At 48.2% G+C, this 14,356-nt stretch carries 11 protein-coding genes; 7 read left to right on the top strand and 4 right to left on the bottom strand.

Features of this window, described 5'->3' with window-relative positions:
- The first annotated feature begins 98 nt into the window (after positions 1-98).
- From BLS15_RS15325 to BLS15_RS15310, 4 genes are all read left to right on the top strand, one after another.
- Positions 99-1,544: a spore germination protein gene (locus tag BLS15_RS15325; RefSeq protein ID WP_021253266.1), complete on the top strand. Its 1,446-nt coding sequence runs from the start codon at positions 99-101 to the stop codon at positions 1,542-1,544.
- Complete coding sequence (locus BLS15_RS15320; protein ID WP_028533846.1) at positions 1,514-2,638, top strand: GerAB/ArcD/ProY family transporter; 1,125 nt, start codon at positions 1,514-1,516, stop codon at positions 2,636-2,638. Before BLS15_RS15325 ends, BLS15_RS15320 begins: the two co-directional genes overlap by 31 nt.
- A gap of 15 nt (positions 2,639-2,653) precedes the next feature.
- Positions 2,654-3,733: a Ger(x)C family spore germination protein gene (locus BLS15_RS15315; RefSeq protein ID WP_028533845.1), complete on the top strand. Its 1,080-nt coding sequence runs from the start codon at positions 2,654-2,656 to the stop codon at positions 3,731-3,733.
- Between the two features lie 119 nt (positions 3,734-3,852).
- Positions 3,853-5,064 (top strand): MFS transporter, encoded by a 1,212-nt coding sequence (locus BLS15_RS15310; RefSeq protein WP_021253269.1) that lies wholly within the window; start codon positions 3,853-3,855, stop codon positions 5,062-5,064.
- A gap of 143 nt (positions 5,065-5,207) precedes the next feature.
- Here the strand turns inward: BLS15_RS15310 and BLS15_RS15305 are convergent, their stop codons facing one another.
- Entirely contained in the window at positions 5,208-6,197 is a 990-nt protein-coding gene (locus tag BLS15_RS15305; RefSeq protein ID WP_021253270.1) for a LacI family DNA-binding transcriptional regulator, read from the bottom strand.
- Between the two features lie 243 nt (positions 6,198-6,440).
- Here BLS15_RS15305 and BLS15_RS15300 point away from each other — a divergent pair, with 243 nt between their 5' ends.
- Positions 6,441-7,214 (top strand): Cof-type HAD-IIB family hydrolase, encoded by a 774-nt coding sequence (locus BLS15_RS15300; RefSeq protein ID WP_175460782.1) that lies wholly within the window; start codon positions 6,441-6,443, stop codon positions 7,212-7,214.
- A 76-nt stretch (positions 7,215-7,290) separates the two neighbouring features.
- On the opposite strand, the gene BLS15_RS15295 is transcribed toward BLS15_RS15300, so the two are convergent.
- The 3 genes from BLS15_RS15295 to BLS15_RS15285 all read right to left on the bottom strand — a co-directional run bounded on the left by BLS15_RS15295 (position 7,291) and on the right by BLS15_RS15285 (position 10,803).
- Positions 7,291-8,631, bottom strand: coding sequence for a sodium-dependent transporter (locus BLS15_RS15295; RefSeq protein ID WP_028533843.1), 1,341 nt, complete (start codon positions 8,629-8,631; stop codon positions 7,291-7,293).
- A 76-nt stretch (positions 8,632-8,707) separates the two neighbouring features.
- On the bottom strand, positions 8,708-10,054 hold the full coding sequence (locus tag BLS15_RS15290) for a sodium-dependent transporter (RefSeq protein ID WP_021253273.1): 1,347 nt from the start codon (positions 10,052-10,054) through the stop codon (positions 8,708-8,710).
- A 113-nt stretch (positions 10,055-10,167) separates the two neighbouring features.
- Complete coding sequence (locus BLS15_RS15285; protein ID WP_021253274.1) at positions 10,168-10,803, bottom strand: O-methyltransferase; 636 nt, start codon at positions 10,801-10,803, stop codon at positions 10,168-10,170.
- Between the two features lie 82 nt (positions 10,804-10,885).
- Between BLS15_RS15285 and BLS15_RS15280 the strand changes: the two genes are divergently transcribed.
- Both BLS15_RS15280 and BLS15_RS15275 read left to right on the top strand, forming a co-directional pair.
- Positions 10,886-12,046 carry a THUMP domain-containing class I SAM-dependent RNA methyltransferase gene (locus BLS15_RS15280; RefSeq protein WP_021253275.1) on the top strand — a complete coding sequence of 387 codons (1,161 nt, stop codon included), beginning with the start codon at positions 10,886-10,888 and terminating at the stop codon, positions 12,044-12,046.
- A 248-nt stretch (positions 12,047-12,294) separates the two neighbouring features.
- On the top strand, positions 12,295-14,277 hold the full coding sequence (locus tag BLS15_RS15275) for an LTA synthase family protein (protein ID WP_081676836.1): 1,983 nt from the start codon (positions 12,295-12,297) through the stop codon (positions 14,275-14,277).
- Positions 14,278-14,356: the final 79 nt, after the last annotated feature.

Here is a 14,356-nt window from a genome sequence, read left to right as displayed (position 1 = left end):
GAACATGGACACATTCGAGACAACCTTATCTTCATAAAATTTATAATGTTGCACATCATATGCTCATGGATTAGGGACACATAGGAGGGACAGCACTTATGGACTGGCTTCAGCAGCTCAATGACGCATTTCATGATTGCGATGACTTAACCGTGCGTTCTTATGGTGACGGAGAAGTAACGCTATATTACTTTGATCGCCTACTTGATGGAAGGCAATTTCAACAAATTGTGACCTCTTTCTTCGAGGATAATCCAACGGATGTGAGCATTATGCGAATGTTGTCCACATGGCAAGCCGTCAATGAGCCTAGCCCAGCAGCAAGCGAACGCTGCTTCATCACTTCCGTATTGGAAGGTCAGATTGGTGCGGTATACCGTTCAAAACTGTATACCGTTGCCTCTGGAGGCGCCCCGACTAGACCCGTTGGCGTTACAGAGCGAGAAACCTTAATCACGGGCCCACACGACGCCTTCATCGAAGATGCGTGCACCAACATCGCTCTCTTGCGCCAGCGTTTGCGCACAACTCACCTCAAAGTGAAGCAAATAGACATCGGACACAAATGTACTCAATACGTTTACCTGGTTTACTTGGAAGGGAAAGTGGATAAGTCTGCACTTGAAGAAATCAATCGCCGACTGCAGTTCCTTCAAATGGATGAAGTGATGGATGGAAATACAGTTGCTAAACATTTGGAGAATTCGCCGTACTCATTTTTCCCACAGTGGTACGATACAGAACGGCCTGATGCAATTGCTAGTTGTCTCTCGCTTGGCAAAATCGCGCTAATTACGGATAACAGCCCTTCCGTGATGGCGGCTCCTGCACGTTTCTTGGAATTTTTCGCATCAACAGGGGATGCATATGAGAGATGGCATTTTAGCGTATTTATCCGCTTTCTGCGTTTAGCTGCCTTCATGCTTTCTATTATGTTTAGTGCTTTTTATGTGGCGGTTACAACCTATCACTATCAATTCATTCCGGCTACGTTGCTGAAGACCATTGTTAGTTCACGCTCGTCTGTTCCCTTTGACCCGATGATTGAGGCGCTGCTGATGGAATTTGTCATCGAGCTGCTTCGAGAAGCAGGAGTGCGGCTGCCGACGAAGATTGGACAGACTATCGGTATCGTAGGCGGTCTCGTTATTGGACAAGCCGTTGTTCAAGCTGGACTAGCCGGGAATGTACTTATCGTCTCTGTTGCGGCCGGAGCGTTGTCCTCCTTCATCGTGCCGAATTATACCATGGAGACCTCACTGCGCCTGCTGCGCTTTGTTGCGATTCTGTTAGCCGGCTTCCTTGGCTACTTCGGGCTGATGGTGTTCTTCATCGTCTTCATTGTGCACCTATGCCATCTGCGCAGTATCAATCGGGAGTATATCTACTTAAATGGAGTGCCCTTTTATATGTTCTTGACCCGATCCCTAATGCCGCAATCTGTGGCGCACCCAGCAACTGATGTTGTGGCGGGTGACGGAAGTAAACATGAGATGAAATCGGAGGTGCAGTCTTGTCACCAACATGCAAAGCCTGGGGAGTAGGTATTCTCATCTATATGGCACAGCGCGGGGTTATGTTTTTTCAATTGCCTAACCTTATGGCACAGCAATTTGGAACGAACAGCTGGATTATGATTCCGGTTTTTTACTTACTGTCTCTGCTTCACATTATCGTGATGTACTATGGGATGCGAAGACAAGAATTTCGATCCATCCCTCAGCTCATAACGGAGCAGCTGCCTAAGTATGTGGCTATCCCTCTTCTCACCTTTATTGGCATCCAGTTCATTAGTATCGTGTATATTGTGATTCACTCCTACACCCTTGTATTTCAATATACGAACGATACTTCTGTGAGCATTAATACACTGAGCTTAATCGTATTGGGGACGGCGTTATATTGTGCATGGCTCGGCCCTTATACGATGTCCAAAGCTTCTATTATTTTTCTGGCGCTGACATGCTGGTCTATCGGATTGGAGCTGTTGCAGTTCACCGATTTCCAGATTGCAAGACTTACACCATTTATCTTTTATCAAGCCCAGCCAACAGCAAAAGGCATCGGAGAAATCATGAGTTCGTTCTTCGGGTTTGAGCTATTAATGATGATGGCTCCGCTGCTGGATAACAGGACGAAATGGTTCCGATCCGTGCTCCTATTCAATGGATTCGTAGCTGCCTACTATCTCATGTACTGCTTGCTAGTCCAGGGCATGCTTCCGCTGCATCAATCCAGTACAATGCGATATCCGGTGCTTCGACTATACGGCGGCTCCCGATTGACAGCATTAGAGAACATTACCGACTTGCTATTTATTTTCATGATGTTCTCAGCTGTTGTCTCTGCCGCGATGTACATATGGAGCGCCTCGCGAGCCATCATGCAATATCAGTTGCAGGAATGCAAACGGCCAGTATTCCTTCTTTTAGGACTGTTGTGTGCGCTGCTTCTGCTTGCTCCCGTTTCAGTTGAACAGTTCAACATTGTTAACGAGATCATCGCTTACGGAGACTGGATTCTTATTTTCACCCTCATTATGCTGTATTGGATACTACCAGTCCGGAATGATAAGACGCGCTCTGCCATGCAGCACGAAGATACGTCCATGCACGAATCCGCCTGCCCGCAGCCGTGAACTGGAGGTTATCACATGAAGATTATACCCACTAGAAAGCTTGTCTTGACTGGGATCATCTTGAGTACCTGGATTGCAACAACCGGATGCCAGCAGAAGATTATTGTCAATGAGGCTGGTTTCATTCAGACGATTACCGTCGACACCGGAACGAAACAGCCCTACGAATATGGCATCAGCTTTCCTCAAGAAGCCAATGGAAAAAAGTCAATCATATGGAACTCGATTTTGGAAGCACCGGACTTCCAAGGAGCGATGAATCATTTCAATTTATTGACGCAATCTCAGCTCGTGGTTGGACAATTACGCAACATCTTATTCGGCGAAGAGGTCGGGAAACAAACGGTGAATGCCATTCGACATCTCGTCTATGATTCGAAGTTCCCGCTCACTTCTAACCTGCTCATGGTACGGGGCAAGGCGAACTCTATCCTCCAAGCACCGAAGGAAGAGCTGAACCTGCCACTATATCAATTGCTGATGAAGCTTCACAAAAACAAAAATTTAACCTTGTCCTCGCTCTTCAACTTTATCCGAGATGATCTGGATGACGGAATTGAGCCTATCTGTTCGATTGCGAGGTTTGATAATAATAATGTATCTATTCATGGAATGGCATTATTCCGTAATGGAAATTGGGTAGCTACCATACCTGAGGAGGATGTCAACTTCATGCTTACTATGCGTCATAACCGGATGACTGCCCCACTGTATATCGCTGAGAAGCATCTTAACACCACCCAGCCGCTTATTATTGAGAACGCTCAAGTCAGAAGGGAAATTCGAGTCCTTCGAACAGATCCCCATCCGGAGGTGGAAATCGTGCTTACCATTAAAGGAGCCACCACCTCTTCATTGAACGAGCTCGGCAACAATAAAGTCGGCACTTCAACAAACATTGCCAAAGAGCTTCAGCGCAAGTATGAGCAAGTCATTCACTTTCTGCAGGAGAATCGGACAGATTGCCTCGGAGTAGGCATGCATGTGCGCAATAAAATCGGGTATCCCGCTTATAAAGGGGAAGAATGGCCGGAGCGATTTGCGAAATCCAACATACGGTGCACAGTTAGTTTCACGAAAATTAACGAGGTGTAAGATTGATTGGCACGACACCATTCAATATGACAACATTGTTATAGTACAATATGGTATACTGATACCAGTTGCTGGCACATCGGACGGACCGTGACCTAAGAAAGTGGTGAACAGGATATATGCAGCAATGGAAACTAAATCTCATCATTTTATGGTTCGGTTCATTTCTTGCCATGGCGGGAATGACCATGGTAACACCGTTTCTCGCTTTATATTTGCAGCATGATATCGGGCTAACCGATACCCATCAAATCGCACTCTGGTCGGGTTTTATATTTGCTGCGAACTTCTTCACTTCATTCATCTTCCAGCCAATCTGGGGGAAATTTGCCGACAAGTACGGTCGTAAAGTAATGCTGCTCCGCTCTGGATTCGGAATGGCGGCAGTAACCGCGTTAATGGGGCTAGCGCAGACACCTTGGCACCTCCTGCTGCTGCGCATGCTGAACGGAACCATTTCCGGGTTCAACCCTGCCGCCGTTGCCCTCGTATCGTCAACGACACCGAAGGAACGAATGGGCTTCGCAATGGGTGTGCTTCAATCCGGCGTCGTTGCCGGATCTATCTTGGGTCCACTGATTGGCGGCGTTCTAGCCGATTGGGTCGGATATCGCCCTATCTTCTACATTACAGGCACCTTGCTCTTCCTCGCGACCTTGCTGACGATGTTCATGGTGAAGGAATCATTCGACCGCGAGAAGGCAACCGACGCAGCCGAAAAGTCTGTACTCGAGGGCTTCAAGGAATTGGCTCGCATCCCGCAATTGAAGTCGTTATTGGCTGTAACCTTCCTACTTCAATTTGCAATGCTAAGCCCCATGTCGCTGCTTCCGCTCTATGTACAAGAGCTGCATGGGTCACAGAAAGATCTTGCGCTGCTCGCGGGCATTGTCAGTGCGGTTACCGGGCTATCCAATATGATATGCTCGCCGATACTCGGGAAGCTTAGTGATAGGATCGGGTCGCATCGCATCTTGACCGTCTGTCTTATTGGTGCAGCCTGCTCCTTAATCCCTCAGGCATTCGTCAATCAAGTATGGCAGCTTGCTGCCGTACGATTCGTGCTTGGCATATTTATGGGAGGTCTGCTCCCTTCCGTCAACTCGCTTATTCGCAAATATACGCCTGACGGAATGGAAAGCCGAGCTTACAGCTTCAACAGCAGCACACTGGCACTAGGCAATATGGTTGGGCCAATCGTCGGAGGATTGGTCTCCGGCGTGATCGGGATAGAGGGAATCTTTATTATGTCGGGAGCGTTATTGCTTATCAATACTGTGTGGACTCGCTTCTCGTTGTACGGCAGTACACGTGCACAAGTCCGTCCGTAGTGTTAGCGAAGCACGTGTTCCATTTGAGTAGTCGTTCATAAGCAGTTCAAGAATAGGTCACAGCAGCATGCCAGTTACCTCAATAGGCTTCAGACATAACGAGAATATCGCCAACAAGACCCAGGGATGCCCTGGGTCTTGTTCTATATTAGACTCGCCACCGAGCTTCGCTCTACGAACTCAAAACGCATAATATGCTGCTCTGGCATCGCTTCTGGCTGCATTATGCGGGTATAGCAAGCCTGGAACATGGCAGCACCAGCCTCTTCGTTGCGATAATCAATCGAAGTTACGCCGATTACTGCCGCCATAGGGAAGTTCTCACAGCTTATCAGGGACAGATGTTCCGGTACATAGATGTCCCGCTTCCTTCCCTCCAATATAATCCCAGCCGCAACTTCATCGCCAGAAGCAATAATAGCGGTCGGACGATTATCCATGGCAATCCACCTCTGCAGCACCTCAGCCCCATGCTGTATATTACTGCTTCGATAGAACATCCAATCCTCATCAGGTGTTACACCAACATCCCGCAGGGCATCCATATAGGCCTGCAAGCGGATTGAACTATTGTAGCTATACTCCCTACAGACTGATATTCCGATATGTCGATGACCTTTATCGATTAGATAGCGCATGGCATAGCTGTAGCTTCCATAGTAATCGAAGCTGATCGAGCTGATCGGGCGATTGCCAGCATGCTCTAACGACACAATCGGCCCATAGTGTGCGTACTCCTCAATCGTATCCCATGATAAATCCTTCGATACAATAATCAGTCCATCAATTTGTCTACGCTTCAACATATGAAGCGCGCGCAGCTCTTCTTCCTCGTTATAATCCGTTTGAAAAAATACGAGGTTATATTTATGTTTCAGCGCTTCATCTGCCAATCCCGTCATGAAACTGGAGAAGAAAGGCATATCCATGCACGGGAGGAGGATGCCAATCATCTGTGTTCTCCCTTTGACTAGATGAACCGCATTGAAATTTTGACTGTAATCAAGCTGCTCGACCACCTGCATGACGGCCTCACGCTTCTCCTGACTCACATAGGGATGATTGTTCAATACACGGGAGACCGTGGTGACGGATACCCCCGATAGCTCCGCAATCTGCTTAATATTCGCCATATACGTAATCCCCCTCATTCATCCATCGCACTCTTTATTATAACGCATGGTAACCGTTGTCTGAAAAAAAGTAAAAAAAGCTTGCTATGAAATGCATTTCATCTGTTACGTTATAGCTGTAGCCGTTATCTGCTGGCGTAACCGATGCATGTGATGAAGCACGTACAGCATTGCTTCGTCTCATGGAAGAGGGCGTTACGGCAGAACGGCTCGCAGCCGAGCAGCATGAAGAAGGAGAGAGAAATGATGACAAGAAGCATCGTATTTTTTGACATAGACGGAACATTATTGAATGAACAGAAGCGGATCGATCCTTCTACGAAGCAGGCTATCACACAGCTCCAGCAGTCCGGCATATATACAGCGATTGCAACCGGCCGCTGTCCTGCATCCTTCAAGTGGGTATGCGAGGAGCTCAATATCCAATCCTTCGTGTCCATGAACGGACAGTATGTCGTCTTTGAAGGACAAGTTATCCATGATAATCCGATTCCAGCTGCTGAAGTTGACCGCTTAACCACAATGGCTGACGAGCGCAACCATCCTCTCGTCTATTTGCAGGCAGATGCCATGCAGAAGTCCATGAAGCAGAATACATTTACCGAGGCGCTGAAGCAGTTCCAAATCGACCGGCTGCCGATCCGGCAGGCCAGTGATTCGAATAAGCCCGTGTACCAAATTTTACTATTCTGCAATGAGCAGGATGGAATGGAATACGCCGCACACTTCCCTGATTATCAGCAGCATCGCTGGCATACCCACGCAGTAGACTTTCTACATGCCGAAACAACAAAAGCTGTTGGGCTGCAAAAGATGATCGAGCATGCCGGATTTTCTCGGGAGCATTGCTATGCTTTTGGCGACGGCACGAACGATATTGAAATGCTACAATTCGTTGGCACTGGTGTGGCGATGGGGAACGCATCCGATGATATTCAGATGCATGCTAATTATGTAACATCCTCAAATAATGAAGACGGAATTCGGAATGGTCTGCAAGCAATTGGTCTCATTTAGCACATATATGAACGAACAACCCTCCGGCCTGCATGCTGGAGGGTTGTTCGTTCTGTTCTTACGTTACTATGATTTCTTATACAATGTGCAGCAGGTTCAAGAATACGAGCAGAATGACTATCGGAATGACATAACGCAGCAGCATCACATATAGGGCAAGCCCCTTCTGCCACCATGCTGCTTCTGTACGGAACTCCTCCTTCAACCGATCCTTAGGGAACCGATAGCCGACGAATAATGCGATTAGCAGTACGCCGAGCGGCATCAAAATATTCGTTACTGCGTAGTCAGCAGCTTCGAAGATCGTCAAGCCGAATAGCTGAACTTCGGACAGTACGCCGAAGGACAACGCAGAAGGCACACCAGCCAAAAAGATCAAGATACCGAACAGCACACTTAGCCGTTTCCGATTGATTTTATTCCCGCGCGAGAAGCCCGACACCAAGATTTCCAACATCGAAAATGCGGAAGTCAATGCCGCGAATAAGAATAGCGCCAAGAATAACGTAATAAAAATTCCGCCGTAAGGCATTTGCTCGAACAGTGCTGGAAGCGTGCCAAACAGCAGACCTGGACCTTCCTGCGGCTTCATCCCCAATGCGAACAACGCTGGAAAAATCGCGATTCCCGCCATAATCGAAGTCAACACGTTCAAGCTAACGACCGACGTCGCAGATTTCACCAACGACTCCTTCTTGTTCAGGTAAGAGCTGTATGTGACCATAACAGATACACCGACACTGAGGCAGAAGAAGGACTGTCCGAGCGCATTCAGAACAGCTTGTCCGGTCAGCTTGCTGAAGTCTGGCATAAGGAAGTACTCAAGCCCTTCCGTCATGCCCGGAAGTGTCAGCGATCGAAGAATGAGGACAAGAAACAGGATGAACAGCCCTGGCATCAAGATGCGGCTTGCTCGCTCAATGCCTGACTTAATCCCTTGACCGACGACGACAATCGTAATCAGCATGAAGGATAGCTGCGCCATGACTGCAGTCCATGGATTGGAGACTGTCTGCGCAAACAGCTCATCATAATTTCTGCCTTCTACGAGCAATCCCCCTACAATACCACGGGCCAAATACAGTAGAATCCAGCCGCCTACTACACTGTAGAAGGAGAGCAGCAGGAAACAAGTTCCCATCCCTAAATATCCTGTCCAATGCCAACGCGTGCCCGGCGCAATTTCTTTATATGCACCGATTGCTTCCTTGCCTGTTCCACGACCGATCACAAATTCTGCAATGAGCAGCGGCAAGCCAATGCCTAATGTAAAAATAAGAAACAGAAGTAAAAATGCCCCGCCACCGCTAGTGGCGACGACATTCGGGAACTTCCATATCGCTCCGAGGCCAATGGCCGATCCCGCCGAGGCCAATATAAATCCAATCTTCGAAGTCCACTGCTCATTACCCTTCATGAATTCCTCCTGCAACCGTTCTTTCTCGTTGTCATCATCTCATCTTGCTTGTTGCCTAATCTGTGATTGTTGTACCTTAGAACGGAAGCCAATTCATTCCGTGCAAAAACACAATACCTACGATAATTGGCAGAACGTAGCGCAGCAGCACTACATATAACATTAGACCCTTATGCCACATTGATGGCATTGTGCTCCATTCTTCCTTCAATCGCTCCCGAGGGTATCGGAAGCCGACAAATAAGGAAATAAGCAGTACCCCTAGTGGAAGCATCACATTCGTTACTGCGAAGTCTGCCCACTCGAATACATTCTTGTTCAACCATGTCAGCTCGCTGCCTATTCCGAACGACAGTGCAGATGGCACGCCGAGCACGAAAATAATCGTTCCAAACAACCAGCACATTCGCTTTCTACGTACCGCATCATGATGCGAGAAGGCAGCGACAACGATCTCAAGCAGCGAGAACGCTGATGTTAATGTTGCGAACAGGAACAAAGCGAGGAAGACCGCTATAAATACACTGCCGTACGGAAGCTGCTCAAATACATTTGGCAAAGTCACGAACAGCAACCCAGGCCCGTCCACTGGCTTCATCCCCAACGCGAACAATGCAGGGAAGATGGCGATTCCCGCCATGAATGAGGTCATCACATTTAGGCCAACGACAGATAGTGCAGGCTTGCCAAGCGATTCCCCTTTCTTCAAATAGGAGCTGTAGGTCACCATACAAGATCCGCCTACGCTCAAGCAGAAGAACGACTGCCCTAGTGCATTCAGCAGCGCTTCCGAGGACAGCTTGCTGAAGTCAGGCTTCAAAAAGTATACAATACCTTCATACATTCCAGGCAGCGTCAAGGAACGCACAATCAGCACCAGAAACAACACGAACAATCCTGGCATTAATATACGGCTTGCACGCTCGATGCCCGCCGTTACCCCTTTGGACACGACGATAATCGTCAACAGCATAAAGGCGCCCTGTGACAGCACCGCAAACCACGGATCTGCTGAGGTTTGCGAGAATAACTGCCCATAATCACGTCCGTTCTCCAGCAATGTGCCGCTAATTGAACGAAGAAAATAAAGTACAATCCACCCGCCTACTACACTATAAAAGGATAGCAGCAGCGAGCATGTTGCCATCCCGAGATATCCGATCCAGTGCCAACGGCTGTTCGGCGCCAGATCACGATAAGCGGACACGGCTTCCTTGCCTGTTCCACGACCGATAAAAAATTCGGCAAGGAGCAGCGGGAGACCGATACCGAATGTAAACAAGATAAATACAAGAAAGAAGGCTCCGCCGCCGCTCGTTGCGACTACATTTGGAAACTTCCATATTGCCCCGAGACCAATAGCGGCTCCGGCAGAAGCCAGTATGAATCCTAGCTTGGACGTCCATTGTTCTCCCGATTTCATATCATGATCCATCCTTCATTGTCGAGTTGCCGTCACATATTATAACATAAGAAGGAACGGCTTCACGCATGATTTTAGGGCTTCGGCTGCGGAATTCATACACCAAATTACGGTTATCGAACAATCGCGAGCGCCAAGCCGTCATAGGCAGGCAGCAGCGTGCTGATCAGGCGTTCATCCTGAGCAATTCTCTTATTGAAGAGACGCATAGCCTGTACAGCTGGCCCTTGCTTGGATTCATCGAGGGTGCGTCCACGCAGCATCAAGTTATCTCCTGCAATAATGGCGCCCGGTCTAGCCAGCCGTATTGCATACTCCAAGTAGTTCGGGTAGTTTCCTTTGTCCGCATCAATAAAGAAGAAGTCAAATCTTGCCTGCTCCTTCTCTAGCTCAGCCAAGGCGTTCATCGCTTCACCGACTCTATATTCCACTTGACTTCCATATCCCGCTTCTGTCAAGTTGTTCTTGGCAATATCCGCATAATCCTGACGCAATTCAAGCGATACCAGCTTGCCGTCTGACGGCATTCCGCGAAGCAGACAGCAGCCGCTATAGCCGCCCAGGGCTCCAATTTCCAGTACATCCTTGCCCCCTGACATACTTACAAGCATGGTCAGCAATCTTCCGTACCCTTCGTGTACGGATATATCAGGCAAGCCATGTTGCCGAATATTTTCCTTAATCCTCTCTAATTCATGATCCTTCTTATAGAGCTGTTCCAAATATGTTTCAACCGCTTCATTAGACATTTTCACAACCTCCTGCTTTTTATGATATGATGAATGCCATATGAGTACAAGTCAGACGAGAAAACGGAGTTGAATGAGAACAATGAATCGACCTTGGTCGTTAATCGCAACTACGCCGATGGGGCTGGAATCCGTCGTCGCACGCGAATTGCAGCAACTAGGATATGAAACCCAAACCGAGAACGGACGCGTCAATTTCACTGGCGGCCCGCTGGATGTGTGCCGCGCCAATTTATGGCTGCGCTCCGCGGATCGCATACTAATTAAGATGGGACAATTCCCTGCCCGCACCTTCGATGAGCTATTTGAAGGAACCAAGGCCATTGACTGGCATGATTGGATTCCGGCTCACGGCGAATTCCCGGTTGATGGACGCTCACACAAATCCCAGCTGTCAAGTGTGCCTGCCTGCCAAGGCATCGTGAAGAAGGCGGTTGTTGATAAATTAAAGCAGCAGTACCATATTGAGTGGTTTGAGGAAACAGGGCCGTTATACCGGATTGAGGTATCCCTGCTTAACGATATCGCTACCATTACATTAGACACAACAGGGCCTGGACTCCATAAGCGTGGGTATCGCAAGCAGCTGACTGGGAAAGCCCCGCTCAAAGAAACAATGGCCGCTGCACTTGTTCAGCTTAGCCGCTGGAATCCAGAGCGGCCGCTGTATGACCCATTCTGCGGCTCCGGCACACTGCTCATCGAAGCAGCTATGATTGGATGGAATGTAGCTCCCGGACTTCGCCGCACCTTCTCCAGTGAAGCATGGTCCGTCATCGGCGAATCATACTGGGAAGAAGCACGAGATGAAGCATTCGATGCTGTTCGGGACGATATTGAACTGCAGATCATGGGCTCTGACATTGATCCGGAAGCGATTCGCCTAGCTGAAGCAGCAGCGAAAAGCGCAGGCTTCGGTCGTGAGATCCAGTTCCGTGTTGCACCGGTTGCACAGGCTAAGCCTACCGGAGATTACGGCGTCATATTGACGAACCCGCCGTACGGGGAACGCTTAAGTGAGCAGGAGGAAGTCGACCGCATGATCCGCCAGCTCGGCTTCGTCTATAAGACGCTTCCGACATGGTCGATGTTCGTCATCAGTCCAAACCGCCAGTTCGAACATCGAATCGGCGATCCAGCAACGAAGCGCCGCAAGCTGTTCAACGGCAATATCGAATGCCAGTTTTATCAATACATGGGCCCGCTCCCACCACGCAAGCCGCGTCCGGAGCAACAGTCTTAATTTTAATTGGAGGCCGCCTCTATCCAATCGAGTTGTACGTCACTCGATTAGGATGGGGCGGCCTTTTTTTTATCGAATCCATCGGATAGAAACGTTGACGAAAATACCTCCATTTTTAAATAATTGGTAAATATATAAACGAAGTCCACTACTGTAACAGGTACCTTCTTTTTCAATTATTACATTATCGTAAAATCTGGTATGATGAAGATTGTTTGAATAAGTAGAAGTACAGAAAGGATGGAAGTATGAATTCGTCTATGTATGGCTCGTACCACAACTCAAGCCGTCGTCTTTCTTTCTCGTCCATATTCGGACGATTCGATATGGTATGGTTCATTGTCTTCATGATGTGGAAGCTGTTTTGGTTCGATCGAACGCTATCGATTCCCTATATGACAATGACCACGCCCGACTTTTTCGTCGCACTTGGCGCTGTTATCCTTATCGCCGGTTGGACGTTCTGGCTGTCCAAGCGCTGGCGTACAATAGTACTGCTTGTGCTCAATGTACTACTTACAATTCTTATCTTTTCCGACTTGGTATACTTTCGCTATTTTCAAGACTTCATCACAGTACCGGTGCTGCTGCAAGCTGGACAAGTAAGCTCGCTTGGCGACAGTATCGCATCCTTGATCCATATCAGGGACATCTGGCTATTCATCGATTGGATCATCGTTATTCCATTGACGATCATGTATTTCAGAGTACTGTCCAAGGAACGCCGGGAACATCGGAGTGGATACTCGATTAGCAGTGAACGGCGCCGTCGACCGGCATGGGTGAGTCGCTTAATCACCTATATTCTTAGCCTTGTCATAGGCGCATTCATGATGGCTGTGCCGATACATCAAGCAACGACAACATGGGCATCCGGCGTCTTCTCGAGCAATTGGTGGAATGCTTCCATCTATAACATAACAGGGCTGTTCGGATTTCATGGGTATGATGTGTACCGCTATGCGGAATTGAAATGGTTCGGCGGAAATAAGCTTAGCGAAGAAGAACTGGATAAGGCGCAGCATTGGTTCGACGATCACCGTGCGAAGCTGCAAGGCCCACCTGCCTCTTTCGGCAAATATAAGGGCAGCAATGTCATTATTGTACAGGCAGAAGCTTTTGAGAATTTTGTTATCGGCAAGTCCTTCAACGGACAAGAGATTACACCGAATTTGAACAAACTGCTGAAGGAAAGCATGTACTTTAGTCGTTTCTCCCATCAAACCGGACAAGGACGGACATCAGATGCAGACTTTGGAGTGAACGCAAGCCTTCACCCATTGCCAACCGGGTCTGTCTTTATCCGTTATCCAGATCAAACGTATGATTCGCTGCCATCTATTCTGAAATCGTCAGGATATTCCACTGGTGCGTATCATGCCTATGATGCGGGGTTCTGGAATCGATATATTATGTACAGCAATATGGGGTACGACACCTTTATGAGCCGTACCGATTATAAGATAGACGAGCCGCTTGGGTGGTCACTTGGTGATAAGTCATTCCTGCACCAATCCGTAGCGCACATGGCTGACGGCAAATCTCCATTCTATAGCTTCCTTATTACGTTGACCAGCCATCATCCGTACAAGCTGCCAGCAGATAAACAGGAGCTGAATGTCGAGCCATATCAGGACACGATCTTTGGCGACTATTTGCAGGCTATCCATTATGTAGATGCAGCACTGGGCGAAATGATTGAAGATTTGAAGCAGCGCGGTCTATGGGATAAGACAATTTGGATGATGTACGGGGATCATGATAATTCGATTGAAGATCGCGAACCGCTTGCTCGCATGCTTGGACATGAGATCAGTGATTTCGATATGCTTGAAATGAAAAACCAAGTGCCACTTATCGTGCACTTGCCTGATGGAGCAAATGCGGGTACCTATGATACCGTGAGCGGTCAGCTAGATGTTGAGCCGACGCTCTTGCATTGGCTCGGAATCGATGCAAGCGATAAGCACCTCATGGGGCAAAATCTGCTGAACTCAGCAAGTCGCTTAGTCGTCTTCCGTAATGGCTCATTCACAAACGGCAATATATATTATGTACCGTCTGCTGACGGACTGCTCGAACACGGTACCTGCTATGATTATGGGACACGCCAGCCAACTGATGTAGCTGCGTGCCAGCCATTCGCGGCAGAAGCGCAGAACCGACTTCACATCTCAGATCAGATCATTATGAACAACGCAATTCAACAATTGCGTGAACGCAAGAAATAAAATAAACAACGAAAAGAGCCGCTGCATCATCGCAAGCGGCTCTTCTTATATCTTCTTGCTGACCGTGAACCAAGGTGTA

This window comes from Paenibacillus sp. cl6col (assembly GCF_900102125.1).
Taxonomy (GTDB): Bacteria; Bacillota; Bacilli; order Paenibacillales; family Paenibacillaceae; genus Paenibacillus_B; species Paenibacillus_B suaedae.
Note: the sequence above shows the minus strand (reverse complement) of the source record. Positions and strands in the feature narration are given on the sequence as shown.

What these genes read in the sequence shown, in the direction of transcription:
- BLS15_RS15325 (WP_021253266.1), top strand. Translation starts at nt 99, where the DNA reads ATGGACTGGCTTCAGCAGCTCAATGACGCATTTCATGATTGCGATGAC.
- BLS15_RS15315 (WP_028533845.1), top strand. Translation starts at nt 2,654, where the DNA reads ATGAAGATTATACCCACTAGAAAGCTTGTCTTGACTGGGATCATCTTG.
- BLS15_RS15310 (WP_021253269.1), top strand. Translation starts at nt 3,853, where the DNA reads ATGCAGCAATGGAAACTAAATCTCATCATTTTATGGTTCGGTTCATTT.
- BLS15_RS15305 (WP_021253270.1), bottom strand. Translation starts at nt 6,197, where the DNA reads ATGGCGAATATTAAGCAGATTGCGGAGCTATCGGGGGTATCCGTCACC.
- BLS15_RS15300 (WP_175460782.1), top strand. Translation starts at nt 6,441, where the DNA reads ATGATGACAAGAAGCATCGTATTTTTTGACATAGACGGAACATTATTG.
- BLS15_RS15295 (WP_028533843.1), bottom strand. Translation starts at nt 8,631, where the DNA reads ATGAAGGGTAATGAGCAGTGGACTTCGAAGATTGGATTTATATTGGCC.
- BLS15_RS15290 (WP_021253273.1), bottom strand. Translation starts at nt 10,054, where the DNA reads ATGAAATCGGGAGAACAATGGACGTCCAAGCTAGGATTCATACTGGCT.
- BLS15_RS15285 (WP_021253274.1), bottom strand. Translation starts at nt 10,803, where the DNA reads ATGTCTAATGAAGCGGTTGAAACATATTTGGAACAGCTCTATAAGAAG.
- BLS15_RS15280 (WP_021253275.1), top strand. Translation starts at nt 10,886, where the DNA reads ATGAATCGACCTTGGTCGTTAATCGCAACTACGCCGATGGGGCTGGAA.
- BLS15_RS15275 (WP_081676836.1), top strand. Translation starts at nt 12,295, where the DNA reads ATGAATTCGTCTATGTATGGCTCGTACCACAACTCAAGCCGTCGTCTT.